Source organism: Arthrobacter sp. D3-18 (genome assembly GCF_054408525.1).
This window is the reverse complement of the sequence record NZ_CP096440.1, coordinates 399,403-423,939: the sequence shown is the minus strand read 5'-3', so window position 1 is coordinate 423,939 and position 24,537 is coordinate 399,403. Positions and strand designations below refer to the sequence as shown.

Here is a 24,537-nt window from a genome sequence, read left to right as displayed (position 1 = left end):
GGATGTGAGAGAGCGTCCGCCCCAAACCGCAGGGAAGTGAAAGAGCGTCACCCTCAAGCCCGAGGGAAGTGAGAGAGCGTTGGAAAATGGCGGGAGGACGGGCCGCTCGGTGGGCATCCGTCAGGGTGCGTCAAAGCGACGAAGGAGCACGCCGAGGATGGCCACCGAGCGGCCACCCAGCCGCTGCGGGGACTAGCAGAGGAGCCTTAGCCCTCGGCCTTGCCGCGTCGCCAGTAACCCATGAATGCAACCTGCTTGCGGTCGATGCCAACGTCCCGCACCAGGTACCGCCGCATCTCCTTGATCACGAATGCTTCACCGGCGATCCATGCGTAGAACGGGAGGGCGCCTGCGGGAAGGGTGGGGTTCTTGGTGGCTTCGATGGCTGCGGTGTCCATGCGCTGCGGGGTTTCCCAGAGGATGTCCCGGTCCACGTTGACGTCTTCGGGCTCGGGCCCGGCGGCGGTCCCCGCACCCTTGATGCCTACCCAGCCCGGGACGGGAACAGCCTTGGCGACGGCTTCCTTGAGGAGCTCGCCGTGGGGACGTGAGCGTCCGATGGCTGCGCCACGTGCGAGCCAGGTGATTTCGATATCCGCTTCAGTGGAAATGTCCTGGAAGTCGCCGGCTTCGGGTACCTCGAGGAACGCGTGGCCGGTCATGTCGGCGGGCAGGCTTTCCAGGATGGCGCTGATGGCAGGGACAGCGGTTTCGTCGCCGGCCAGGAGTACGCGCTGGGCCAAACCCGGACGCCATTCGATGCCGCCGTAGGCTCCGGCCGTGGTGCACTGGGCTGCGCGGTTGTTGGGGCCGATGATGGTGATGGCGTCCCCTGGTTTTGCAGAAACAGCCCAGTTGGCAGCGGGTCCACCGTGTCCGGCATCGTCGAAGTGCATGACGAAGTCGATGTCGATCTCGGGGTACACGGCGTCGAGGCGCTCGGATCGGACGGTGTATGTGCGCATGTCACCGCGGACGGACGGGTCCATGGCCAGCCATTCCTGGTACCAGCCAGCTTCCTCCATCTTGAACGGAGGGAGCGGGATCTGCTGTCCGGAAGCGTCGAAGGACGGGATCATCAACTTCACTCGGAGGTCCAAAGTGTCCCCTGCAACGCCGAAGTCACGCAGCGAGTAGCCGCCGAAGGTGATGCGACGGAAGTTGGGGCTGAGCTCCTGCACGGCCGTCACGGTGACGTCGAAGGCGAGGGTCATGGGCTCCACGGCGGCACTTGCTTTTGCCTGTGTCGGTTGTGCACTCATGAGGCGATCTCCAGTTCGTTGGTTGAAGCGGGGCGTGCGTGGTGGCGTCCGATGGGGACGATCAGCGGTGTGCCTGAGATGGGGTCCAGAACCACTCGGGATTCCAGGCCAAAAACGTTGAAGACCAGTTCTTCCGTCACGACGACCGGCGCCGGCCCTTCGGCCACGATGCACCCGCCCTTCATGGCGATGACATGGTCGGCGTAGCGGGCAGCGAGATTGAGGTCGTGGAGCACGATCGCCACGGTGGTTCCGCGGCTGCGGTTGAGGTCCGTGATGAGGTCCAGGACTTCGACTTGGTGGGCCAGGTCCAAATACGTTGTGGGCTCGTCCAGCAGCAGGACTTCGGTTTCCTGCGCGAGAGCCATGGCGATCCAGACGCGCTGGCGCTGTCCGCCGGACAACTCGTCGATGCTTCGCTCAGCGAGTTCCAGCGTGGAGGTGGCGTCCAGCGCGCGCTGCACCGCGGCGTCGTCGGCTGCGCTCCAACTACGGAAGAAGCCTTGGTGCGGATAGCGGCCGCGGCCCACGAGGTCGCGCACGGAAATACCATCCGGGGCGGTGGGGTGCTGCGGAAGGAGTCCGAGCGTCCGTGCGAGTTCGCGGGCGGGGCGGGTGTGGATGTCCTTGCCGTCCAATGTCACGGCACCGCCGGCTGGCTTAAGGAGGCGGGACAAGCCGCGCAGGAGGGTGGACTTGCCGCAGGCGTTGGCCCCCACGATCATAGTCACTTTGCCTTCGGGGATCTCGGTGGTGAGTCCCTCCACCACCTTGCGTGCCTCGTACTGGAGCGTGAGGTCCTTGGCATTAAGGATGGCCATGTCAGGCCTCCTTTCGGTTCGACGTGACCAGCAGCCACAGCAGGAAGGGGGCACCGAGGGCGCCGGTAATGACGCCGACCGGAAGGACGGTTCCGTCGAGGATGACGGGAGCGATGTTGGAGGCGAAGAAATCTGCGAGCAACACGATCAGGGCGCCGGTAAGTGCCGACGCCGGGAGGCTTGGTTTACGGACGATGCGGCGGGCGATCGGTCCGGCGAGGAAAGCGACGAACGCTACCGGACCGGCAGCAGCGGTTGCGACGGCGGCAAGTCCGACGGCGGTCAGCACCAGTGCCAGTCGGGCGGCGTTGACTCTGATCCCGAGCCCCGCAGCGGCGTCGTCGCCAAGTTCGAGGATGCGCAAGGGGCCGGCAAGGGCAATGACGGCGGGGACCAAGATCACCAATGACACTGCGAGGACGCCTGCCCTGTCCCAAGTGGCGGAGTTGAGGGAGCCGTTGAGCCAGATGAGGGCGTCGGCGGCGGTGCGGATGTCCGCGCGGGTCATGAGGAAGTTGACCACTGCGTGTAGTGCAGCGGCGATACCAACGCCCGCCAGGATGAGCCGGTTGCCTGCGGCGTTGCCGCGGCTGCCTCCTCCCGCGCCGGAACCACCACGGGAGATTGCGTAGATGATGGCCGCGACGCCGAGCGCTCCGCCGAGGGCGGCACCGGAAACCACGGCTCCGGAAGCACCGAAGATCACGATGGCCGTCACGGCTGCGGCGCTGGCGCCGTAGCTGATACCAATGATGTCCGGGCTGGCCAGCGGGTTGCGCAGCATGGTCTGGAACAGTGCGCCGGCCAAGCCGAAAGCGATACCGATCATTGTGCCCACGACGGCACGGGGCAGCTTATGCTCCATCACGATGAAGCTGGCACCGGGGATTTTCTCGCCGCCGGTCAGGTGGTTGACGACGATGGTGAAGAAGTCGGGGATGGTCACGGTGTAGCTGCCCAGGAGAACGTACACCGCGAACATGACGACGACTGCCAGCCCGAGGAAGAATGTGGGGCTCAGCACCCGCCGAAGTGGCAGTTGATGCCCATGTTTGTGGGAATCATTGGTGCTAAGTGCCAACTCGGTGGGGAGTTTGTGAACGGTGGTCACAGTCCGGCCCCCTTTCCGCGGCGGATGAGCCAGACGAAGACGGGAGCGCCAATGATGGCGGTCATGATGCCTGCGGGGACTTCACCGGGGAGAAGGATCACGCGGCCAACAATGTCGGCGCTGATCAGCAGGATAGGGGCTACAACTGCGGAAAACGGCAGGATCCACCGGTAGTCCGGGCCGGTCAACGAGCGGACGGCGTGAGGTATGACCAGGCCAAGGAAGGCAATGGGCCCGGCTACGGCAGTGGCGGATCCGCACAGCAGCACGATGCCCAGCCCTGTGATGCTGCGGGCCAGCGTGACGTTTTGGCCGAGGCCGCGGGCAATGTCATCGCCCAGGGCAAGGCTGTTGAGAATGCGACCGCCGGCCAGGACAATCACGGCCCCGACTGCGAGGAACGGCAGCGCGGGAAGGAGGACGGACCAGTCACGTCCACCGATGGTGCCTACCTGCCAGAAACGGAAGCGGTCGAAAGTGTCCTGGCTCGAAACCAGGATCACGTTCATCAGGGAGAACAGGCCGGCGCTCAGGGCCGCACCCGCGAGAGCTAGCTTGACCGGCGTCGCACCGTCACGGCCTATGGACGCGACGGCATAAACGACGACGGCGGCCGCAGCGGCGCCGATGAAGGCGAACCAGATGTAGCCGGACAGGGAGCCGATACCGAAAACGTAGATCCCCACGACGACGGCAAGGGCAGCACCGGCGTTGAGCCCCAGGATGCCGGGGTCGGCCAAGGGGTTGCGGGCAACGCCTTGCATGGCTGCACCGGCCAAACCAAGTGCGGCCCCGGCAAGGAGCCCCAGCACAGTACGGGGAATCCGGGCGATCACCACGGCGTGGTTGCCGTCTGCCGAATTGAAGTTGGTGAGTGCTTCCCACACGGTATTAAGGGGAAGGCCGCGTGCGCCGATCGCCAGGGATGCAGCACACACTGCGGTGAGTACGACGACGGCCGCCAGCAACCAAGCGGTGCGCTTGCCTGCGGTGCTACGGGAGCCGGTTCCCCCTCCGGTTCCCGCAGTTTCAGGGGTGATGCCTCCCGGGCCAGCCGGCACCAAAGTGCCGTTGCCCCGCCCCTGGACTGCCGCCGTCGTACTCAGTTTCATTGCAGTTACTTGCCCGCTGCGTCTGCTGCTTTACCCAGCTGCGGCAGGAACGTGTCCAGCGCCCACGGCAGGCTCAGCGGCGAAGAAGCGGAGATGGCCAGCGTCAGCGTGTTGTCCGAATCGGCAACCAACGCACCCTTCTTGACAGCCGGGATCTGGCCGAGCAACGGGTCAGCCTTGATCGCTTCAGCAGTGGTGGCGTCCGGAACCCAGGTCACGAAGATGTCGGACTCGAGCTCGTTGGCCTTCTCGGCGGACCACGGGATGAAGAAGTCCGTGGACGTCTTGGTGTTCTCGGTGACTACCGGAGCCAGCTTCATGCCGATTTCGGAGAGGAAGCGGGGACGGTTGTCGATTGCGGTGTAGACGTTGGCGCCGTCACCCTTGGCGGGTTCGAGGTTGCCGTAGATGAAGGTCTTGTCCTTGATCTGCGGGAACTTGGAAACCTTGTCCTTGACGGTGGTTTCGGTGTCCTCGATCAGCTTCTTGGCTTCGGCTTCCTTGCCCAGTGCCTTGCCGATCAGGGTGGTGCTCTCCTGCCAAGGAGTGCCATAAGCGAGCTCAGGCTGTGCCACAACGGGGGCGATTTCGCTGAGCTTCTTATAGTCAGCCTCCTCCAGGCCGGAGTACGTGGCCAGGATAACGTCCGGGCTGAGCTTGGCGATCTCAGTGAAGTTGATGCCGTCGGCCTCGGAGAACTGGACCGGAGCCTTGTCGGTGCCAAAGCCGGCGCCGAGCTTCTCCAGTGCTGCATCCTTCCAAGGAGTTGAGCCCTTGTCGTTGTTGCCCCACTCGTTCTTGGGAACGCCAACCGGGACAACACCCAGTGCGATCGCGATGTCGTCGTTGACCCACGAGACGGTAACTACGCGCTTGGGCTGTTCCTTGATGGTGGTCTCGCCAAAGACGTTCTTGATGGTCACCGGGAAGGTTGCGGAGGCTGCCTGCTCAGTTGCCGGAGCGGAAGTTGCGGGGCCAGTGGAGCAGCCGGTGAGGGAAAGAGCGACGGCGGCCAAAGCGGCCGTCGCGGTTCCTGCTGTTTTCAGCAGGGCGCGGCGTGGAAGAAGGGAAGCCACGGGACTCCTTAAGTAAGTGATGCGAACCTAAGTAAGGCTAGCCTAGCCTGCCGGGAATTAAGAAACGTTTGCGTCACCTAATCCAACGCAACGCCAAAATGAGACGCAGGTCACACGCTCTCTCGCGCCCCGCGCCCTTCAACCGATCGCTCTCTCACGTCCCGCGCCCTTCAACCGATCCCTCTCTCACGTCCCGCGCCCTTCAACCGATCGCTCTCGCAGTGGACATCTGCCCGGAAGTTTTGAAAGTATTATCGGCAGCGGACTACCGCTTCCAAATATCACGACGAGGGGATGAGCGTGCGCACGGTTTCAGTTGCTGCAGCCATGGTTGGCGAGGTGGCCGTTTTGGCCTACTTGGCACTCCCCCGCACGTCGGCATCTTCCTAGGTTTCAAGTACGGGTTTCAAGCACGCCCCTTTAGTAGGGGCCATAGAGCTGTGCCCTTCCTTCGCCGATGACCGACGACTTCTGCCATTTCCCGTGCACGTTTTCAGCGCGCGGACGTCGACCATTCCCGAAAGAAGCCATGCCATGCAGAAAATCACTGCCCAACAGATCCGTTCGTCCTTCATTAACGCAAGTCGCTCCGAAGCAACCAAGGCCAACCTCCCCCGCGACTTCGAAACCATCGACTGGGACAACCTGGAATTCCTGGGTTGGCGGGACGAAAAGATGCCCCAGCGCGGATACCTCGTGGTTCCGCACCGGGGCAAACTCACCGGAATCATGCTCCGCGCACCTGAAGGCGGCTCCGGGAAGAGGCGCGTAGTCCTCTGCGAACTCTGTCGCGACGTGTTTTCGAAGGACGACGTTTACCTGTGGGTCGCCAAGAAAGCCGGACAATCCGGCAAGGACGGGAACACGGTGGGGACACTGATCTGCGCCGAATTCGGCTGCAGCGCCAACGTGCGCAAGGAACCGCCCGCCAACGAGATCAACCCGGACCCGGCCGCCGTCGTTGTTCGACAAATCGCAGGACTGGAGTCCAGGACCGAGCAGTTCCTTGACCGGGTCCGCGCAAAGTAACTGCAGGTATCAAGCCCAAGTAGGTAGCAGCAGGTGCCGTTTAGAACCTTCAAAAGGGCCTGATCTGCTACCTACTTGGGCCCGCCGGACGACAGGTGACGTCAGCGCAGAACGATGTCCACAGGGTTGGCTTCGGAACGCCATGCTCCCGGCTCGCCGGGTCCGGCGATGACCGGAGCCGTGAGCACACCCGAGCGGTTGGTTCGCTTGTCCCGGAGAATCTCAGTGACGGAACCAAGGTGCCTGGACAGGTCAATCACGTTTTCCGGGGCCGCAAGGAGCAACTGGAACCCGAATTCGTGCAGCGCCTTGATGCCGGCACCCGCAAATTCCTCGGAAGCCAGCACGAAGGCTTCGTCCATCATCACGGTGCCGTACGTGGTGAAGCCTTGCTCGGCGATTCCCAACTGGTAGCTCAGAGCCGCGGCCATGATGAACGCCGTGAAACGTTGGCGCTCACCGCCGGACATGGAGCCAGTGTCGGCATGCATGAAGACCTCGGTCTTCTTTTTGCCCGACTTTCCAGAGGCGCCGGCCTTGCCCGATTTCGAAGCAACCTCGCGGTGTTCCTTGCACTGGATAAACAGGTGCCCGCGGACGTCCAGCACCTCAGCCCGCCAGCGCCGATCCTCCGGTGTCTGCGATCCAAGCCGCTTCACCAAGGTCTCCAACGATTTATAGCGCGCGGTGAGCTCGGCGTCGTCGTCGATTTCTGCCGTTGAACCAGCACCCGTTGAAGCAGCAGCGCCGCGTGACGGCCGCGTGTGCTTCGCTTTCAGGGCGTTCTGGATGGCGTCCTTGAACTGTTTGGCCGTGGACGGAAGCGTCTGCTTGATGTCCAGTTCCAGGAAGCTGCCCTCATGGAAGTTGACCTGCGACAGGATGCCGTTGAGGGGCAGGATGCGACTGGTGATGCTGCGGCGTTCCTCGTCCAGCAAGTGCAGGAGTGTACTGAACGATTCGTGCGTGCGTTGATTGAAGAACAGCCGGAACTCGGCTTCTTGAGCAGGCAAGCCGTCGCTGACGATCGCGTGGTACCGGGATTCGAAGTCCCCGGCGGCTCCGATCGATGTGCCGTGGTCGGCGCTAATGGCGCTTCCCCAGTCGCGCACGAACGCCTCGAACATGCGGGTCAGCCGTTCGGCCGTCGCCTGGCCGCGGGATTCCGCGGCATGCAGTTCGTCGAGCAGCTTATTCCGCACGCTGTTGGCGAGGTTGTCGAGCTCGTACAGTTCGGAGACTTCACTGACGCCCTCGAAGTACGGCTCCAGCGCGCTGACGGTAGAGGCCGACGGCGGTGCTTGCTCCAGCTTCAACCTCGCCGCATCGAGCAGGCCGTCCGCCGTGGTCATCTTGTGGTCCAGCGCCTTGTATTCGCTCTGCAGGACGGCGGCCGTACCTGTGGAGGACTGGTGCTTTTCCCGGACAGTTTCGATGTTGGCACGTAACGGCTCCAGGTCTGCCTGCGCGGCCAAGGCGTCCGTCAGACGCTGTTCGATCCTGGCAAGTTCATCTGCGGCGACGGCTGCGGAGACCTGCTGCCACGGGCGCTCATCTTCAGCGACCCTGCGCAGCGCTTCGAGCTGACGGGCCATGCCCTGATGCGAATCCTCGCGGCTCTGGGCAAGTTCCGCGGCCTTCACGAGCTCGTTTTCCAACTCCCCCACGCGCGCTGCCACCAGTTCGAGTTTGGAAGCGTTGTCGAAACCGAGGACGTAGTCCTGGCGGCTCGTGAAACGGTCGTCCTTCTCCACGGTGTGCCGGTTGCGCTTGACCACGCCACCCAAGCTCAGGCCTTTGTCCATCGACGCAAGCTCGTCAGGGTCCTCGACGCACGGGTAAGCGAAGTCCAAGGCGATCCGCTCTCGGATCCACTCCCCGGCGTCGGCATTGGCGCCCGAGGTGAGAATGCTCAACTTAGTCAAGAGGTCGCCGTCGGACACGTCCTCCACAGCCAGCGCGCCACCGGCGAGCGGCTTGGAAACATCGACAGCGCGGAGCGCGCCCCGTACGGTGTTGTCGTTCAGGTACCGCGTCACAGCGGCGAAATGCTCACCCGGAACCAGCAACGTGGTGGCGAGGTTACGCAGCGCTCGCTCGGCGGCCGGACGCCACTGGTCCTGGCCCTCTGCCAGGTCGATCAGCTCACCGCCAAAAGGCATCCGCTCTTCCGGAACCCCGGTTGCTGCTGCGATGGCAGCCCGGTTCTCGATGCTCGACGGCGGCAGCAACGACTTGCGCGAACGCAACGAAAGCAACTCCTGCTGAGCCGCGGCAAGCTCGCGTTTCTTGGTCGCATGGCCGTCGAAGGCCTCAAAACGAAGCTCCTTGAGCGCCTCGGAATCGTCCTTCAACTCCGCGGAGCGAGCTGCTGCCTGCTCATGCGCCTGATCCCACCCCTCGGCGGACCATTCAAGATTCAGTCCGGCATCGGCCAACGCCTTCTTGGCCGAATCCTCAACTTGCTGACGCAACTTGAGGCCAACCCGGGCGTTCTCCAACGACTGCTCGATAGCCGAAATCGCGTTGCCGCCGCGATTGTTGTAGTCCAGTTCAAGGTCGCGGAGCTCCTTGGCCAGGGCATCCCGCACGCTGCGCTCGGCCGCCAGTTCCTGGGCTTTGGACTGAGCCAACTCCTTGAAACGCGTCAGCGTTTTGGCGTGTACCGTGACCGCAAGCTGCTGCTTGTAGGCCTCGAACTCCTCGCCAGCCAACTCCCGGAGGCGGTTCGCGTCCAGCAAAGCTTGCGCGTACTCCTTGTTCAACTCCGGCACAGGAGCCAACTGGTCCCGCTGCTGCCGTACGTCCTCCAACCGCTGCCGGATGGACATCAGGTTGCTGAACTCCTCCACCACATCATCGGCGGCAGCCAACGTGGCCGGAGCGTCGAGCACCTGGTCACGGAAGAACGTATTCACGCTGCCGCCCAAGCCCTTACCGGCCTGGATCACGCGAAGCAGTGGAAGCGCCTGGTCCGAGTTGATTCCCAGGAGCCTGCGGAACCTTTCAGCGAACGCCTTGTGCACGTCAAAGACCTGGCCCTCAGGGAAGATCGACTCCAACGCGCCCTTGGTGAAACGCTTCTGCGCAATGCCCTCGATCGCTTCGAGGTCCAACGGCTTGCTGTCAATCACATAAAAACGCCCGACGCTCGACTCCGTGCCATTCTTTGGCAAGTCGAACAGAGCCGACACCGTCACCTTAGTGCCGGCCGCATTATCAAACGTCAGCGCGACGGCGGACCAGGTGGCACCGGGGCGCTGGAAGGCACTCGCCGAGCTATCCCCCACCGCCTTATCACCCACCTTGCCGCGCATGTAAGTGAACGTGGTCCTCTTGTCCTCTACAGCCCCACCGGATCGCTGGGCCGCAGCCTCGTTCGAGCGCGGACGGGCATCAAACACGCGGAGCATCGCATCAAAGAGGGTTGACTTGCCGACGCCCGAGTTACCCGTAAGAAGGGTGCCCTTGCGGTCCACGTGCATGGTGTGCGCCCCATGGAAGGTGCCCCAGTTGACCACCTGCACCAAAGCAAGACGCATCTGTCCGGGGTTCGTGAGCTCGCCGAGCGGGAGCATGCTTGCGATAGTCACTTCTGTGTCCCGTCAGTCGTGTTTGCGTCCGCGGCGGGGAGGTGCGCGCTCGAGGTAGACGACGCCGATGCCGCCCCGGGAGTGGCATCGGGCCTGTCGGAGCCGGCAGCATCGTCCGCAGGACGAGTGCTGTCCGGCGAAGGGGCGGGGGCGGCATCGGCGTCGTCGTCTTCAGCGGAGGGGTCGAGGTCCAGGAGGGGCTCTGTGCCGGATTCGTCGGCTGCTACTGCTATCAGGGCCTCGATTTGGGCCGGGATGTCGCCGATGTTTTCGAAAGGAAGGGCCAGCGGGAGGGCGTTGCTGATGGTGTAGGTGTCGTCCAGCGGGGTGGGGAGGATGAGTTGGCGGGCCAGGAGCTTTGTGATGGTGCGGGTGACAACGTCAGAGTCGCGGAGGGCGTCCTGTTGGCCGGCGGGTGTGTAGTTGGCGACGAGGTCCGCGATTTCTTCGCGGGTAATGGTCGGGTCCGTCTGGGCTGTGACGTGGCGGTCCAGCAGGAGGCGCAGGCGAAGCAGGACGATGGTTTCCACCCGGCTCAGGGCACGCTGCTGGCGCAGGATGCTGGAGCGGGAGCTGGCGCCGATGACTTCCGGGTCAACGGGTCGGAGGACCGCGATTTTGCGGTCGTGGTCGAGCTGGAGGCTGAGGAAGAGCTCGGAGAGGCGGCTGCGGAGGATTAACTGGTTATCCAACAGCGTGGTCCACAATTTCTCGTCGCGGCCACCGTCGATGTACGGGCCCTTGAGCAGTTTCACCAGCGCATGCCGCACCTTCATGGGCAACACTCCCGTGTCGCCGGGGAACAGCGCGGCGCCGTCCACGAACGTATCCCGCGGCGTGACCCGGAAGGGGTCCGCATGGCTGATTTCAGGAGTGGACTCAGCGTCAGGAGCGGGCTCGGCCGCCGCAACACTGGTGTCAGTCCCCTCTTCGGTGACCTCATCCCCGCCGGTGACCTCGTCCGCTCCGGTGATATCCGTCGTCGTGATTTCTTCAGTCATCAGAGTCCTTGTTCAGCGAGACGACAGGCAGGTACGCGGTGCGGATGCTGCCGTCGATTTGTTCGAAGTCGATGTGTTCCCAGGCGGCCCGGTCGAAGGCCGCACCTGTTTGGAGGGCCATGGACAGCAGGGTGCGCACGGTGTTGATGTGGCGCTCTTCGGCGGGAAGGTTTTCCCATGCGTCGCCCAGCGTGGCTGCACCGGCCATGGCTGCCCGGACAACCTCAGACCGTGCTTTGCCCGTGCGCGCTGACCGCACCCGGTCGGAGTCACTGAAGGCGATGGGATCGGCCAGGCGTGGTGGTGTTGCAAATTCGTCTGGGTCGAAGAGTTTGACTATGGCCAGCGACTCGAACCCTGCGTTGAAAAGCACCGGTCCGCGGATCAGGCCGGGTCGGTCGCGTTCGTAGGGCATGGATCGGATGGCTTGCTCTGCCTCAGCCAGCACCTTTCGAAGGCTGACGGACTGCCTCACGTCGTCGCTTTGGATGTAAGTGTTCAGGCTTTCGGAGAGCTTGCCGTAAATCCGTTGGATCTGGCTGTGCTGTGTGCGCAGCTCGGCAACCAGGTTTTTCAGCGTTTCGCGGTCCTCGTGGGAGAGGTCATCCGCGAATTGCCGGCTCAGCACCTCGCCGATAGCGGAGCGGAACCGCAACTGCTGCTGCGGGTCCTCCAGAAAAGCAGTGAACGAGCGGAAGGTACGGCCCTCAGGGCTTTGCCGCAGGCGCTTGTCGGCCTCCAAAACCTGGGCCATGGTGGCGCCCTTGCTCAGGGATTCCTCAATGATCTGGTTGCGGAGCTCGCCCACCAGCTCTTCGATGCGGTCACGCATCTTCTTGTAATCTGCGGGCAGGCTTGCCGCGAGGTCCAGAATGTTGCCCGCCGCTTCAACTGCTTCTTCGTCGTCCAAGAGCCCATCGAACTCTCCGGAGCTGATGTCTTCCACCAACTGCTGGCGCTCTTGGATTTCCTCTTCAAGGGCTTCCAGTCGTGCGCTCTGGTCCGGGTTGGTCTCGTTGGCGAGCTTCTCCACGTCGCCCAGCAGCGTGCCAAGCCGCGAACCGTTCAGTGTGGAACGCTCGCTGGAGAGGCTGTCCAGGAACGCGAGGACGCGGGCAGCGGGCTCGGTTACTTCGTAAACGATCTGGCCTGATTGGTTGCGCCGCGTCAGGAACTGCTTCCGGGTCCATTCGTCGCCGAAAAGCTTGCCGTTCTGCTGGCCGCCCAACGCCGGGTCCTGCCGGCGGAGCTGCTCAAGGAAAGCGTCGACGTCGGCGTGGAACTCTTCGAGAGGAAGCTGCGGCCGGGTGCGGGTAAAGGAAGCCTGCAGCACCGCGATCACCCACGGCGCCGACCGCGTTAGCGCCCATGCGGGGCCCTTGGTCAACTGTTCGAGGTCACGGAGCCTCGCACTAATGGCGTCGGCGGAGGACATGGCTGAACGGGACAACTACTCTCCTTCAGCTGCTGCGAAACTTGGCTGGCAGCGAAAACTGCCCCGTACAAGGTTAACGCAGAGCGTCGCGGGGGCCACCGACGGGCCCATCGCTGGCCGTCTGGCGGGTCGGCTGGCGGCCGAAGATCCGACGGTGAACCCACCCGAGGTGCCGCCGTCGAGCCCGCCCCAAGTCCCGTCGTCGTGCCCGTCCCGATCATTCAGAAGCTTGCTCGCCGCAACCATTCCGTAACCTACCGCCCGGTATGGTTTCGATCCCATATCAACGCCGTCACGACGCGTTTCTGCTCTGGCCGGAAAGTGCGCCCGCCCCTAGTGTCAGAGCATCGACGCAGCCACGCCGCGTCAACCCATGCATCGTCGCCCCGGGGGGAACCATGAATTTCGACTTCACAGCGCTTGATACAGCCACTTACGTATTCATTGGAACGCTGGTTTTCGCTGCAATTCTCGTGGCCTTTATCGCCGCAGCAGCAATGGCAACAATTATTCTTATCGGAGCAGCGGGCCTCGCTTGGTACGCCATTAAGGCAGTGCTGGGCGGCTTGGTCCACGGCATTAACTTTGCATGGGACCGCGTGGTTCACCACGCCGGACAAGTGGAAATTCCTGCCGAATTCCAGCCGCAGGTTTCCCCTAGCACCGGTAGCTACTCGCGGGTAGCATTGAGGGACAGCTGAAGGGTTCGCACCCAAGGCGGACCCTGGCTCCATCCGGCACCACCGGCTAGAGGAGTTATCCCATGACGTCCGCCACTGACAACAGTCTCGCCGCTGCAAGCGTCAATGCCACCGCAGAAGAAGCCCGCGCCGTTGCGGAGGCTGCCCGGGAAACAGAATGGAACCGGCCCAGTTTCGCCAAGGGCCTATACCTGGGCAGCTTTGACCTCAGCCTGATACACCCGTGGCCGCAAGCCAGAACTGACGATGTGCAGCGTGGTGAGGAATTCATGACCCGCTTGGTGACATTCGCCAAAACCATGTCCGGCCGCGTCATCGAGCGCGATGCCAGGATTCCCGACGAATACCTGAAAGGGCTCGCGGACCTGGGTGTTTTCGGCATGAAGATTCCACGTGAATATGGCGGATTGGGCTTGTCTTTGGTCTATTACGGCCGCGCCCTTGCCCTGCTGGGGTCGGTACATCCGAGCCTCGGTGCCCTCATTTCCGCCCACCAATCCATCGGCGTTCCGGAACCCGTAAAAGAATTTGGCAGCTCTGAGCAGAAGCAGGAATACCTGCCGCGCTGCGCCGCCGGCGCCATTACCGCGTTTCTCCTGACAGAGCCCGACGTCGGTAGCGACCCCGCGCGCATGGGCGCCACTGCAGTGCTGTCCGACGACGGCGAGTCCTACCTTCTGGACGGCGTGAAACTGTGGACTACTAACGGCGTGATCGCCGAACTCGTGGTGGTCATGGCCAGGGTGCCTTCCCACACCGATGCTGACGGCACCGAGCACAAGGGCGGTATTTCCGCTTTCGTAGTGGAAATGGACTCCCCCGGCATCACCGTGGAGAACCGCAATGCCTTCATGGGCCTGCGCGGCATCGAGAACGGCGTGACGCGCTTCCACCAGGTTCGCGTCCCTGCGGCCAACAGGCTCGGCCGCGAAGGCCAAGGCCTCAAGATCGCCCTTACGACACTTAATACCGGACGGCTCTCCATCCCCGGCCTTTGCGTCGCTGCCGGAAAGTGGAGCCTGAAGATCTCCCGCGAATGGTCCAACGCCCGGACCCAGTGGGGGCGGCCGGTGGGCAAACACGAGGCCGTGGGCAAGAAGATCGCTTTCATCGCCGCCACCACTTTCGCGCTGGAAGCCGTGTTCGAACTTTCCGCGGAAATGGCTGATGCCGGCCAAAAGGACGTTCGTATCGAAGCCGCGTTGGCCAAACTATGGTCCACGGAACTGAGCTGCCGCATCGCGGACGAACTGGTGCAGATCCGCGGCGGCCGGGGCTTCGAAACAGCCGATTCTCTGGAAGCACGCGGGGAACGGGCAGTACCGGCCGAGCAACTTCTACGGGACCTTCGCATCAACCGGATCTTCGAGGGCTCCAGCGAAATCATGAAACTCCTTATTGCCCGCGAAGCCGTGGACGCCCACCTTGCCGCCGCGGGCGACCTCGCCTCAGCGGACGCCAGCCTGCAGGATAAGGCGAGGGCCGCCGTCGGGGCCTCCGGCTTCTACGCAAAATGGCTGCCGAAACTCGTGGCCGGCGCCGGGATGGATCCTCGGTCCTATGCGGAGTTCGGTCGCTTGGGCAAGCAGCTGCGCTTCGTTGAAAGGTCCTCGCGTCGGCTTGCCCGGCAGACCTTCTATGGCATGGGCAGATGGCAGGCCAAGCTTGAGCACAAGCAGGCGTTCCTGGGCAGGATCGTGGACATTGGCGCCGAGCTGTTCGCCATGGCCGCATGCTGTTCACGCGCCGAAATGCTGCTCCGGACCCACCCCGAACAAGGCGCTGCCGCGTACGAGCTGGCCGAGGCATTCTGCGAGCAGGCGCGCGTGCGGGTGGACGAATACTTCGATCAGCTGTGGAGGAATACTGACGACGGCGATCACGACCTTTCGCGCAAGGTCCTCGCCGGCGACTACGCCTGGTTGGAAGCCGGCGTCCTGGACCAATCCGAAGGAACCGGCCCGTGGATCGGCGATGCCTCGCCGGGCGCCTCAACCAAGGAGAACCTACACCGCAGCTACCGGTGAGCCGCTAACGAACTTCCCCGTCCACATAGAACCAGCGCTTCTCTTCCCGCACGAAGCGGCTGATTTCGCGCTGGACGCCGCGTTCGCCGTCGAGCCTGTAATGGGCAGCAAACTCCACGGTGCCCGTCGCATCCAAGGGGCCGCCGTTCGTTGCGGAAACAATGTCCAACCTGCGCCACTCCGTGTCTGGATCGAGGTCCACGGACGTTGGACGGGTGGAGGCGTGCCAGGTGCGCAGGAGGTAGCCGGCATCAAGAACGACGAAGGCCGCATACCTGGAGCGCATGAGTTGCTCGGCTGTGGGCGCGTCCGCCTCGCCGCGGTGGAACCGTCCGCAGCAATCGACGTACTGCTCGCCGGAGAGACATGGGCAAGCACCGTTGCGGAGTCGGGCTGAATCAGGGGTCACGAGTTCCCAATCTGGGGCTAAAAATGAGAGCTGGGCAACATATTTTCGCATGCCATATAACAGCTTTGAAACAACCCCGCCAGAGTGTGGGGCGGGGCGTGATTCCGTCGGTGCTGGACCTTAGGCTTATAGATGCAAGCTGGGTGGGCAATGGGCGCATCACAAAACGACGGCCAGGGGAGGCTAACGTGGAGGATCCGACAACACTCGCCATCAATCTGACGTATTTGGGCACGCTGGGACTCGCAGTCCTGATGTTCCTGGGGCTCGGGTTGATCATTATCATCACTCTGGTGGTCGCCGGAATTGGACGGCTACTGTCGATCATCCTCTTGGCGATGGTGGGGATTTTCCCCAAGAAGGACCACACTCCCATCGTTCACCTCCCCCAGCATCCGGTGCACGTGCCTGATCCCGCGGCTGTTGACGCCGAGGATTCCGCCCCTTCCGCACCAGAGCCTGCTTTGATGCCCGCACCTGCACCAGCAGCAGTTTCCGCGCCCGCAGCAGTTGCCCCGGTCACCGCCCCCGCCGCAGCTGCCGCGCCTAAGCGCGACCTCATGGGAGATGTTCGACGTCGGCTCTCGGGTGCGTCTTCCACACTCAAGGAAGGCGCGTGGAAGGCAAAAGTCGACCCCCGCAACCTGCCAAAACCGGCCGAGGTGAAATCGGTGGTGGAACATCAGACCGCCCACCATCCCATAGTCGTTGCAGCAGCCAAAGAACCGCCTGTGCTCGCAAAGGACTGGGCCGACGCTGTGGCAGAAGCAGACGAACGGGCGGCTGCGCGCGCCAAAGCCCAACAGCCGCCCGCCATCAAGGTGACTGTCCGCGACCTTGACGACCCCGCGCCGTCGTCCAATGGCAAAACTCCGGCTCCCAAGCGTCCGGACTTCCCGCCCAAGAGGCCGGACAACGGCCCGACGCAGCCCGGCGATGCCAAGGGCTCTGGCTCGAGCAACGGGGCGAAGAAATCGGGCCCGAACGCTTCCAAGAGTGGAAAGTCTCCGAGCCCGATTCGAAAAGGTTCGCTCAGCGGCGCCAGCCGCAACTCCTAGCTGACGCCTACGCTGCCAGCTGACGCCTACGCTGCCAGCTGCCGCTTATGCTGCAAGCTGGCGGAACGTCGCACCGTGGTAGATCAAGGGCTTGGACTCGAGGTTGATGGTGGTCGCTTTGACCTCGAGAACCACAATCGCGTGATCACCGGCCGGTGTCTCGGAGATGACTTCGCATTCGAAACCCAGCACCGCGCCGTCGATCAGCACTGCACCTGAATCGCTCACGCTGGTGTCCAGCCCGGCGAAACGGTCGCGTGTCTTGGAGGCCAACTGGAGGGCCGCCCCTTCCTGACCTTCCGCGAGCACCGAAACGCCCAGGCGCTGAGCCTGCCGGAGCTTCGGCCAGGTGGTGGAGGTGTTTTGCACGGCGAACATCACCAACGGTGGTTCCAGTGAAACGCCAACCGTGAAGGACGATGCCACCAGGGCTTCCGGCGTGAAGTCCACCATCGCGCTGAACGCAGCAACTCCGGACGGAAACTGCGCAAATGCTGCCTTGATGGCCGCCGTTTCTTCCACTGTGGTCTGTGTCATTCCGCTGTCCCCTATCGTGCGTAGCCTGTGTTCCTTTCCCATAATTCACCTGCTTCCTGAAACAGCAATATTTGTTGATTCGGAAGACATTTGTGTTGCCGCATGTCAAGAAATGTCGCGAAGTATGGCCGCTTCCATTACCTCCCAAGACGAAAAACGAAGAACTTCTACCATTTGCGTTTATGCCTCCGGCGGCCGTGTGTAGCCTCGATTGAACATCCCACCAGCACTGTCCCACCACAGGAAGCCGACATGAGCCTCAACGAGCTACGAACGCTTGGACGCACTGGCGCCCTGATCAGCCCCCTCACTCTGGGCACCCTGAACTTCGGCACCGGCGCCGCACCCACAGGTCCGGCGGAGAGCATCCGCATCATCAAGGCGGCCCTCGACGCCGGTATCACCAGCGTCGACACCGCCGACATTTACTCTCAGGGCGAGGCCGAGACTGTGGTTGGCCAGGCCATCCACAGCCGCCGTGACGATGTTTTCCTTGCCACCAAGTTCCATGGCCAGATGGGATCCAACCCTGCGCACGCCGGAAACTCGCGCCGGTGGATTGTCCGGGCTGTGGAGGACAGTTTGCGGCGGCTGAACACGGACAGGATCGACCTCTACCAAGCGCACCGACCGGACTACAACACTGATCTGTTGGAGACCATCACAGCCCTCAATGACCTTATTCGGCAAGGCAAAATCCTGTACTACGGCACGTCCGTGTTCAGCCCTGCCCAGCTTGTGGAGGCCCAGTGGATCGCGAACACCAACCACCTGACGCCGCCTGTGGTGGACCAGGTTCCGTATTCGCTCTTGGTACGCGCGAATGAACGGGACGTTTTCCCCATCACCCAGCAGTACGGCGTCGGCGTTCTGAGTTACGGACCGCTCGACGGCGGGTGGCTGGCTGGCGGTTATCGCGTCGGCGGCGGCCAGCCGGAAAGTTCGCGATCGGCTGCGGTTCCGGGCCGCTTCGACGTCAACGCACCCTTCAACCAAGGGAAACTGCACGCCGCAGATGCCCTCGCGCAGCTTGCCGCCCGCCATGGGTTGACCCTGATCCAGCTTGCCGTGGGCTTCGCCCTTAACCACCCGGCAGTCACCAGCGTGGTCATCGGGCCGCGAACCGAGGACCACCTCACCGACTATTTGAAGGCCGCGGATGTGGTGCTCAGCGAGGCGATCCTCGACGAAATCGACGACATCGTTGCCCCGGCCGTTAACTTCCTGGAGCGCGATGCCGGCACGGTTGCACCCCACCTTGAGTACCCGGAATTACGACGCCGGTAGCCCCCTTGCGTTGTGAGGCCCGCTTTGCGCGCTATGTGCTCGCTTTTGGGCGCAGAGCAGGCCTCACAACGAGCTATTGACGGGGTTCGCCCGCGGCGTGATCCTTGACCTAAGTGCTGCGGCACTCCGCAGCGTTTAGCTTCCAGTAGAACGCCGCCGTCCCATGTCCAAGCACCACATCAAACAAAGAGCAACGAAGGCCGCCAACCCCGGTCAGCCGACCCAAGGCCCGCTGACCCACGAAGAACTGCAGCTCTCCGGGCGGAATCACTCCATGCCACTTGAGGCCCTGCACGACGACATCACGCCGGCCGGCCTTCACTACCTGCTGATCCACTTCGACATCCCGCACGTTTCCGCAGAGACATGGCGACTACGCCTGGGCGGCGCCGTTAAGCGGAGCCTCGAGTTGAGTCTTGAGGACATCAAAGCCCGGCCCGCCGTCACCATGCCTGTCACCCTTGAATGCGCGGGCAACGGCCGGTCGCTTCTGCAACCTCGTCCCGTCAGCCAACCGTGGGTTCTAGGCGCCGTAGGCACAGCCGAGTGGACCGGCACCCCGTTGGCGCCGTTGCTGGAGGAAGCCGGTTTGGCGAGCGACGCCGTCGAACTTGTTTTTACCGGCGCCGACAACGGCATCCAAGGCGGTGTCGAAGAGCCTTATGCACGCAGCCTTTCAGTGGCAGAAGCGATGCATCCCGAAGTCATGCTGGTCTACGCCATGAACGGCAACCCTTTGCCCATCCAGCACGGGTTCCCGCTCAGGCTGCTGGTGCCGGGTTGGTATGGCATGGCGAGTGTGAAGTGGTTGACGTCGATCGAGGCCGTGAAGTCGCGGTTCATGGGGTTCCAGCAGGCTGTGGCGTATCACTACCTTCAGGGCCCTGACGGGCCGGGGATTCCCGTTTCCCATATCCGGGTGCGCTCCCTCATGATTCCGCCGGGAATCCCGGACTTCTACACCCGGCGACGCGTGGTGGACGCCGGTCCCGTGATGCTGCACGGGCGTGCGTGGTCCGGCCACGGCGAGGTGGAGCGCGTTGAGGTAGGAATCGACGGCGAATGGATGCCCGCGCACCTCGAACCTCCTCTGGGTGATTTCGCTTGGCGCTCGTGGTCCATGGTGTGGGTCGCGAGTCCGGGCGAGCACGTTCTGCGGTGCAGGGCGATGGATACCTCGGGCGCGCTGCAGCCCACCGAGCAGGTGTGGAACTACCAGGGCATCGGAAACAACATGGCTCAGGTGGTTGAGGTGACGGTGCGGTAGGTTCTTTCGGTTCCGGCCTCGGCGACGCCCGGGCCGCGGGCCCGGCCGCCTCGCCGAGATCGCCGGAACGCTGCGTGATCGCCGGAGCGCTCCGGCGTATTCGGTGGCTTCCCCGCGTACTCGCATGTTTCCGGCGTTCTCGCGGGTCTTGCGAGGCCCGGTTAGACTCTTCCCAATCATGAGTATCCCGTCATCATCCCCGGCAAACGTCCGCGTCGACGCCTGGCTTTGGGCGATCCGTGCCTACAAGACCCGCTCGGCCGCCACCGCTGCCTGTCGTGCCGGGCACATCCGCGTCAACGGAAACCCTGTCAAAGCGTCGCAAAGCGTGATCATCGGCGACACCATACGGGTCCGAGAGTCCGGCTGGGAGCGAATCCTCGAAGTCCGGCGACTCATCGCCAAGCGTGTAGGGGCGGAAGCCGCGTCCCACTGCTTCACCGACCACACTCCCCCGCGACCCGTTGCTCCAAAACTCGGACTCCCCCAGCGTGACCGCGGCGCCGGCCGGCCCACCAAGAAGGACCGCCGGGACATGGAGAAGCTGCGGGGGTAGTGGTTTTCCACATACCACCGCTTGGCCGCCCATTCCCGGGACATCTTCTTTAGGTTGAAGTTGTGACCACGCTGCCGCCAGTTCCTGTTCCCGTCAATGTGGCCTTGCACGCGGCACCAACCGATGGTGGCATTTCCTGTCAGCTCTGGCTCCTCAGATCTTCGACGGGTGGGCACCGCTTCATCCGGTGAACCTTTCCTTGATCACCCAAGTTCCGGCCTGAACAACGCACTGGACCAGAAGTCCGATTCCCGCAACAATGAGTCAACTAGACACGACATCATTTGAGAGGCCAGCGATGAGTGCAGAACCGGTGGGACCATCGGGACAAATCAGGTCTCCAATAGATACAACGACCCGCATCGATCGTGGCGCCGCAGCGCGGGACCGCGGGGTGCAGACCGCGGCGGCACAGCTGCGACTCGTCACGGATCGACGCCTCGGAAAAGTGACTCCTGATTGGATCAAGAAGTTAGCTGCTGAAGGACCCCCACGTAGCACATAGCTTTTTCCCGCTCCCCCTGATCCTGCTTAGTGTGAGACCGGTTATCCACAGGCCGCGTTTTCTGACATGAATGGTTACCCGTCCCCCGCCTAGACTGACCGGCACACCGCCAAACAGCTGCTGGGGAGCCTGTCATGTCACGCCATTCGTTTGCCTATTTTCCGTCTCTTCACGTCCGAACGGCGGTTTTGGCTCTGACCGCTGCGCTGCTTCTGAGCAGTTGTCAGGGTGGCTCCGCACCTGGCGGCCCACGCTCAGAAACAAGTTCGACGACGGCGTCGCCCACCACGAGTGTTTCGGTTCCCTCGGCTTCGGCTACTCCGTCAGCGCCTCCTGTCTACAAGCCTGCCGATGCGAAGGGGAAGGCGGAGAACGTGCCTGTTCCGGTGATGCCGGAGCTGGCGAAGGAGAACTCAAAGGCGGGGCTGGAGGCGTTCATTGGGTACTGGTACGCGACATACTCCTATGCGACGGAAACGGGTGATTTGACGGCGTGGATGATGTCGACAGACACGACCACAGAGTCGGGTGTCGCCTATAAGAAGGCCATCGAGGTGAACTATGCGGATGGTCGGTGGTTGGTTGGAGGCAGAATATCCGTCCCGTCGATCGAAGTCCTCTGGCAGAACGGAGCTGATTCTCAGGTGGCGAAGGTCCAGGTCATCCAGGAGGAAATCCTGTACTTCGATGCCAACGCGACGATCAGCCAGATGGCATCGGAAGCCTCAAACACTGCAGAGGCTGTGAAGGTGACCTTCAAGAGTGGTAATTGGCTAGTGATCGACAACGGACTGATTCTGGGCTGAGGATGCGCACCCATCGAAAGACCGCGGTATATGTCCTCGCTTGTGCCTCAATACTCATGATTCTCGGTTCGCCTTTCAGTGCAGCGGCTGAGGAACCAGGGGTCCGGGCCAACAGGGGTGAAACGGGGTTGGTTCTGAGCGCACACTACGTCCTCGACAGCAGTACCGGAGTGCCCACCGCAAGTCTTGGAGAACCTGCGACAGAAGACCCTTACCAATACAAACCGGACACCATGTGCCGCGCCGGCGGTGGAGGCTTGGGGTGCCAAGGGCTTCAATGCCCGCCCAAAACTCCTGGCGGACCTGAAGGCATTCCAGTGGTCTGGAAGAAAGCTCCGAAGGCCATTACCAACCCCGACTGGACGGAGTACCGTGCGACCACCGGCCCCACTTGCCTCTACGATGCCGAGCCGGAGAACGTCCTGGCCAATATCGCCGCGAGGATCCTCACCGACTTCCGCCAACTTCCAGTGAACCCGGGAAGCCTTGAAGCCCAGCCCTTCCCCCACACCCTGAAAGGCGGACCCACCAACTTCTATGCCACCGCGGGAGAACAAGGCTTCGACGTCACCATCCTCGGCCAAGCAGTCCACCTGACCGCCACACCCACCAACTACACCTACACCTTCGGCGACGGAACCGCCCTCGGACCAACCCCGGCCGCCGGCTACTCCATCCCCGAGGCCGAATGGCTCAACAACGAGACACGCACCAGCCACACCTACACAGACACCGGCAACTACCAAGCCAGCCTCACCACCAGCTTCGCCGGCACCTACTCCGTCAACAACGGACCACCACTGCCCATCAACGGAACCCTGGACATCACCACACCCGCCAAAACAGTCCAAGTCTGGAAAACAGAAAAAGCACTCGTCGCCGACACCTGCCAGGAAAACCCCAACTCCTGGGGCTGCCCCGGCGCGGAGAGCAGATAGACGGACGGCGCCACGTACCGCCACCACCCACTTTGATCGCCGCATCCTGGCGACACACCAAAAAGACGGCGCGTCGAGACCACCCACGATTCAAAGTGGGTGGTTGCGGCCCATGGAGTCAGGGATCCTTCGCCTTAAGTGAAGAAAAGCATCAGTTCCTAAGGACTGATGCTTTTCGCCTGCTGAAGCCTAGGAGAACCAGGTCCCGGGAGGGCCCATGAACAGCAGGAAGCTAAACACTGCTCCCACGGCAACCAGGGTGACAACTATGGCAAGAATCGGGTTACGCAGGACCCAAGCCTGGGCTTTCTCGAAGCCGCCTTGGGGCGATTCTCCCCCAGCCGCCAAGCGCCAATCACCGGCGAGGAGGCCACGACGGTCCAGCGACTTCTCCATGGGGATAGTGGCATACGGAATCACTGCCGAAGCGATGGCCAGCAAACCCGTCCGAGTAGACCACTTCTGGTTGATCCAGGTGAAAGCAGCCGTCGCGGCATAGCAAAGGAACACGAACCCGTGGATGCCTCCGGCAATGCTCACACCAACGTCTGTGGTGCGCGTGACGTACTTAAGGAACAGTCCGATCAAGAGCAGCGTCCATGTCACGGCCTCGGCAAAAGCAACGGTACGGAACAAGGTGCGGGGCTGCATGGAAGTCCTCAGGTAGAAAACGGGAGACACACCCTATTTTACCGGCTGTAGAACTTCCCTTGCGTCAGTCAGTGCAACCGTCGGTTAGGGCGAAGGTAGTGCCTCGCGATTGCGGATCCGCGAGTCGCCGAACTCAATGGCCACGGGTGCAATCTCTATCGCAGGCTCGTGCCTAGTGCGGGCCTTGCCAACTGCGATGTGGGGCAACCACCGGGGTGACTTGTAGCCAAGTGCGGGCGAGCTCAAGATGAAATCGTCGATGTTGTCGAGGCCGAGGTCGTCAAGAAGTACGTGCAGCCCTTGCACCAAAAGTGCCTGGTAGTCGTGTACTTCCTGTGGCACGTCCACTTCGAGCCCCATGAGACGGCCACCACCCAAGGGGATCAGTTTGTCCGGCTTCCCCAGAAAACCCTGCAGTACCGGCAACTCCGTCAACCAACCAGCCACCTCGGGAAGTACCTTCTCCGGGGGTGACAGCCCCTTCGTCCACCCCAAGATGTCCGTTCCCAGCTCGTCCAGGATCCCAACGTGCAGCAATGTCATGTGCAGCCCTTGCGGCTTGCGAAGGGAGTCGACAAAGCGGTTTAGTCCGTCGTAGTCCGAGGGCCCTGCCCCGACACGTACGACGGGCACCTCCACAGTGATGCGGGATCCATGAGGTTTGCTTCCAGGGGAGACAAGGGCCGTCATGGATGCCATTATGCGCCGGAATCCAGGTTAGCGGCAGGCCGACGACGCAAGCCGAGTACCGCCGTCGTACGTGAAGCCCTACTTCTTGGAGCGGGCCTGAACCAGGTTGGCGAACGGAAGACGGCTATGGGCGGCAACAAAGTCAGCGTGATAGGCGGCCTCGGCGGCGTTTACTTCGGAGGCAGGGAGTTCCTTCCACGCAGCGATCAGGTCCAGGGCGTCACGGAGTTGCCAGATGAGCCGGGCGTCCCAGACGACGGTGGGTCGTCCACGTCCGTAATCCATGAACTCTTGGAACTGCTTGCGGAGGCCCCGATTACCTTGGCTCCCGGCACTGGCTTTGCCGATATACAGCACAGAAGCATCCGGAATCCATTCGGACTCCAGGGATTCACGCTTGAGGTTGGGGTCCTTCTTTTTGAACGTACCGGCGGTGCTCTTGGTAAGAAACACCGGCTCGAAATCCGCGGGACATAGGATTGCGAAGATCCCAGGTCCTTGGGGAATCCTCATGGGATCGAGTTCGTCGAGGGGCCGGAATCCGGTGAACCCGTCCTCAGTGAGTGACTTTTTGGTGAAGAGCATGCTCCATTGTGCGGGCCGCCCCTGATAGGCCCAAAGCCGCCAAAGCCTGAAGCAAACCTTTCAGCGTTGACAGGCACTTG

General features: G+C 62.7%; 22 protein-coding genes. 9 read left to right on the top strand and 13 right to left on the bottom strand.

Annotated features, from left to right (window positions below):
- Positions 1 to 206: 206 nt before the first annotated feature.
- The 5 genes from M1D89_RS04065 to M1D89_RS04045 are packed head-to-tail and all read right to left on the bottom strand — an operon-like array spanning position 207 to position 5,382.
- Positions 207 to 1,262: a siderophore-interacting protein gene (locus tag M1D89_RS04065; RefSeq protein WP_498648277.1), complete on the bottom strand. Its 1,056-nt coding sequence runs from the start codon at positions 1,260 to 1,262 to the stop codon at positions 207 to 209.
- Positions 1,259 to 2,083 carry an ABC transporter ATP-binding protein gene (locus tag M1D89_RS04060; protein ID WP_498648275.1) on the bottom strand — a complete coding sequence of 275 codons (825 nt, stop codon included), beginning with the start codon at positions 2,081 to 2,083 and terminating at the stop codon, positions 1,259 to 1,261. Before M1D89_RS04060 ends, M1D89_RS04065 begins: the two co-directional genes overlap by 4 nt.
- Position 2,084: 1 nt before the next feature.
- Positions 2,085 to 3,194, bottom strand: a complete 1,110-nt coding sequence (locus M1D89_RS04055; protein WP_498648274.1) for a FecCD family ABC transporter permease — start codon at positions 3,192 to 3,194, stop codon at positions 2,085 to 2,087.
- Complete coding sequence (locus tag M1D89_RS04050; RefSeq protein WP_498648271.1) at positions 3,191 to 4,306, bottom strand: FecCD family ABC transporter permease; 1,116 nt, start codon at positions 4,304 to 4,306, stop codon at positions 3,191 to 3,193. The genes M1D89_RS04055 and M1D89_RS04050 overlap by 4 nt, the downstream gene beginning before the upstream one ends.
- A 5-nt stretch (positions 4,307 to 4,311) precedes the next feature.
- Entirely contained in the window at positions 4,312 to 5,382 is a 1,071-nt protein-coding gene (locus tag M1D89_RS04045) for an iron-siderophore ABC transporter substrate-binding protein (RefSeq protein ID WP_498648269.1), read from the bottom strand.
- Positions 5,383 to 5,916: 534 nt separating this feature from the next.
- Here M1D89_RS04045 and M1D89_RS04040 point away from each other — a divergent pair.
- Complete coding sequence (locus M1D89_RS04040) at positions 5,917 to 6,411, top strand: FBP domain-containing protein (RefSeq protein ID WP_498648265.1); 495 nt, start codon at positions 5,917 to 5,919, stop codon at positions 6,409 to 6,411.
- A gap of 101 nt (positions 6,412 to 6,512) precedes the next feature.
- Here the strand turns inward: M1D89_RS04040 and M1D89_RS04035 are convergent, their stop codons facing one another.
- Genes M1D89_RS04035 through M1D89_RS04025 form a run of 3 tightly spaced genes read right to left on the bottom strand, consistent with a single transcriptional unit; the run spans position 6,513 to position 12,455 of the window.
- A complete protein-coding gene (locus M1D89_RS04035; RefSeq protein WP_498648263.1) occupies positions 6,513 to 10,004 on the bottom strand; it encodes an ATP-binding protein in 3,492 nt (1,163 codons plus the stop codon).
- Positions 10,001 to 11,005, bottom strand: a complete 1,005-nt coding sequence (locus M1D89_RS04030; RefSeq protein WP_498648262.1) for a DUF4194 domain-containing protein — start codon at positions 11,003 to 11,005, stop codon at positions 10,001 to 10,003. The genes M1D89_RS04035 and M1D89_RS04030 overlap by 4 nt, the downstream gene beginning before the upstream one ends.
- Complete coding sequence (locus M1D89_RS04025; protein WP_498648260.1) at positions 10,998 to 12,455, bottom strand: DUF3375 family protein; 1,458 nt, start codon at positions 12,453 to 12,455, stop codon at positions 10,998 to 11,000. The genes M1D89_RS04030 and M1D89_RS04025 overlap by 8 nt, the downstream gene beginning before the upstream one ends.
- 383 nt (positions 12,456 to 12,838) lie before the next feature.
- Between M1D89_RS04025 and M1D89_RS04020 the strand changes: the two genes are divergently transcribed.
- Both M1D89_RS04020 and M1D89_RS04015 read left to right on the top strand, forming a co-directional pair.
- Positions 12,839 to 13,141 (top strand): hypothetical protein, encoded by a 303-nt coding sequence (locus M1D89_RS04020; RefSeq protein WP_498648258.1) that lies wholly within the window; start codon positions 12,839 to 12,841, stop codon positions 13,139 to 13,141.
- Positions 13,142 to 13,203: 62 nt separating this feature from the next.
- On the top strand, positions 13,204 to 15,168 hold the full coding sequence (locus M1D89_RS04015; protein ID WP_498648256.1) for an acyl-CoA dehydrogenase family protein: 1,965 nt from the start codon (positions 13,204 to 13,206) through the stop codon (positions 15,166 to 15,168).
- A 4-nt stretch (positions 15,169 to 15,172) separates the two neighbouring features.
- On the opposite strand, the gene M1D89_RS04010 is transcribed toward M1D89_RS04015, so the two are convergent.
- Entirely contained in the window at positions 15,173 to 15,628 is a 456-nt protein-coding gene (locus M1D89_RS04010) for a YchJ family protein (protein ID WP_498648254.1), read from the bottom strand.
- 137 nt (positions 15,629 to 15,765) lie between these two features.
- Between M1D89_RS04010 and M1D89_RS04005 the strand changes: the two genes are divergently transcribed.
- Positions 15,766 to 16,635 (top strand): hypothetical protein, encoded by an 870-nt coding sequence (locus M1D89_RS04005; protein ID WP_498648253.1) that lies wholly within the window; start codon positions 15,766 to 15,768, stop codon positions 16,633 to 16,635.
- Between the two features lie 45 nt (positions 16,636 to 16,680).
- Here the strand turns inward: M1D89_RS04005 and M1D89_RS04000 are convergent, their stop codons facing one another.
- The gene (locus M1D89_RS04000) at positions 16,681 to 17,172 is read right to left on the bottom strand and encodes a flavin reductase family protein (protein WP_498648251.1); all 492 of its coding nucleotides are present in this window, start codon (positions 17,170 to 17,172) and stop codon (positions 16,681 to 16,683) included.
- Positions 17,173 to 17,424: 252 nt separating this feature from the next.
- On the opposite strand from M1D89_RS04000, the gene M1D89_RS03995 reads away from it, so the two are divergent.
- The 5 genes from M1D89_RS03995 to M1D89_RS03975 all read left to right on the top strand — a co-directional run bounded on the left by M1D89_RS03995 (position 17,425) and on the right by M1D89_RS03975 (position 22,531).
- Positions 17,425 to 18,459, top strand: a complete 1,035-nt coding sequence (locus tag M1D89_RS03995; RefSeq protein ID WP_498648250.1) for an aldo/keto reductase — start codon at positions 17,425 to 17,427, stop codon at positions 18,457 to 18,459.
- Between the two features lie 163 nt (positions 18,460 to 18,622).
- Positions 18,623 to 19,726, top strand: coding sequence for a sulfite oxidase (locus M1D89_RS03990; protein WP_498648248.1), 1,104 nt, complete (start codon positions 18,623 to 18,625; stop codon positions 19,724 to 19,726).
- A gap of 178 nt (positions 19,727 to 19,904) precedes the next feature.
- Positions 19,905 to 20,282: an RNA-binding S4 domain-containing protein gene (locus M1D89_RS03985; RefSeq protein WP_159732710.1), complete on the top strand. Its 378-nt coding sequence runs from the start codon at positions 19,905 to 19,907 to the stop codon at positions 20,280 to 20,282.
- A 639-nt stretch (positions 20,283 to 20,921) separates the two neighbouring features.
- Positions 20,922 to 21,593, top strand: a complete 672-nt coding sequence (locus M1D89_RS03980; RefSeq protein WP_498648246.1) for a DUF6318 family protein — start codon at positions 20,922 to 20,924, stop codon at positions 21,591 to 21,593.
- Positions 21,594 to 21,910: 317 nt separating this feature from the next.
- A complete protein-coding gene (locus M1D89_RS03975; protein ID WP_498648244.1) occupies positions 21,911 to 22,531 on the top strand; it encodes a PKD domain-containing protein in 621 nt (206 codons plus the stop codon).
- Positions 22,532 to 22,720: 189 nt separating this feature from the next.
- On the opposite strand, the gene M1D89_RS03970 is transcribed toward M1D89_RS03975, so the two are convergent.
- The 3 genes from M1D89_RS03970 to M1D89_RS03960 form a co-directional block, all read right to left on the bottom strand.
- Complete coding sequence (locus tag M1D89_RS03970) at positions 22,721 to 23,182, bottom strand: DUF3817 domain-containing protein (RefSeq protein WP_498648242.1); 462 nt, start codon at positions 23,180 to 23,182, stop codon at positions 22,721 to 22,723.
- 84 nt (positions 23,183 to 23,266) lie between these two features.
- The gene (locus M1D89_RS03965; protein ID WP_498648240.1) at positions 23,267 to 23,872 is read right to left on the bottom strand and encodes a hypothetical protein; all 606 of its coding nucleotides are present in this window, start codon (positions 23,870 to 23,872) and stop codon (positions 23,267 to 23,269) included.
- A 78-nt stretch (positions 23,873 to 23,950) separates the two neighbouring features.
- Complete coding sequence (locus M1D89_RS03960) at positions 23,951 to 24,457, bottom strand: hypothetical protein (protein WP_498648238.1); 507 nt, start codon at positions 24,455 to 24,457, stop codon at positions 23,951 to 23,953.
- Positions 24,458 to 24,537 lie beyond the last annotated feature (80 nt).

What these genes read in the sequence shown, in the direction of transcription:
- M1D89_RS04065 (WP_498648277.1), bottom strand. Translation starts at nt 1,262, where the DNA reads ATGAGTGCACAACCGACACAGGCAAAAGCAAGTGCCGCCGTGGAGCCC.
- M1D89_RS04060 (WP_498648275.1), bottom strand. Translation starts at nt 2,083, where the DNA reads ATGGCCATCCTTAATGCCAAGGACCTCACGCTCCAGTACGAGGCACGC.
- M1D89_RS04050 (WP_498648271.1), bottom strand. Translation starts at nt 4,306, where the DNA reads ATGAAACTGAGTACGACGGCGGCAGTCCAGGGGCGGGGCAACGGCACT.
- M1D89_RS04040 (WP_498648265.1), top strand. Translation starts at nt 5,917, where the DNA reads ATGCAGAAAATCACTGCCCAACAGATCCGTTCGTCCTTCATTAACGCA.
- M1D89_RS04030 (WP_498648262.1), bottom strand. Translation starts at nt 11,005, where the DNA reads ATGACTGAAGAAATCACGACGACGGATATCACCGGAGCGGACGAGGTC.
- M1D89_RS04020 (WP_498648258.1), top strand. Translation starts at nt 12,839, where the DNA reads ATGAATTTCGACTTCACAGCGCTTGATACAGCCACTTACGTATTCATT.
- M1D89_RS04015 (WP_498648256.1), top strand. Translation starts at nt 13,204, where the DNA reads ATGACGTCCGCCACTGACAACAGTCTCGCCGCTGCAAGCGTCAATGCC.
- M1D89_RS04010 (WP_498648254.1), bottom strand. Translation starts at nt 15,628, where the DNA reads ATGCGAAAATATGTTGCCCAGCTCTCATTTTTAGCCCCAGATTGGGAA.
- M1D89_RS04000 (WP_498648251.1), bottom strand. Translation starts at nt 17,172, where the DNA reads ATGACACAGACCACAGTGGAAGAAACGGCGGCCATCAAGGCAGCATTT.
- M1D89_RS03995 (WP_498648250.1), top strand. Translation starts at nt 17,425, where the DNA reads ATGAGCCTCAACGAGCTACGAACGCTTGGACGCACTGGCGCCCTGATC.
- M1D89_RS03990 (WP_498648248.1), top strand. Translation starts at nt 18,623, where the DNA reads ATGTCCAAGCACCACATCAAACAAAGAGCAACGAAGGCCGCCAACCCC.
- M1D89_RS03985 (WP_159732710.1), top strand. Translation starts at nt 19,905, where the DNA reads ATGAGTATCCCGTCATCATCCCCGGCAAACGTCCGCGTCGACGCCTGG.
- M1D89_RS03980 (WP_498648246.1), top strand. Translation starts at nt 20,922, where the DNA reads ATGTCACGCCATTCGTTTGCCTATTTTCCGTCTCTTCACGTCCGAACG.
- M1D89_RS03970 (WP_498648242.1), bottom strand. Translation starts at nt 23,182, where the DNA reads ATGCAGCCCCGCACCTTGTTCCGTACCGTTGCTTTTGCCGAGGCCGTG.
- M1D89_RS03965 (WP_498648240.1), bottom strand. Translation starts at nt 23,872, where the DNA reads ATGACGGCCCTTGTCTCCCCTGGAAGCAAACCTCATGGATCCCGCATC.
- M1D89_RS03960 (WP_498648238.1), bottom strand. Translation starts at nt 24,457, where the DNA reads ATGCTCTTCACCAAAAAGTCACTCACTGAGGACGGGTTCACCGGATTC.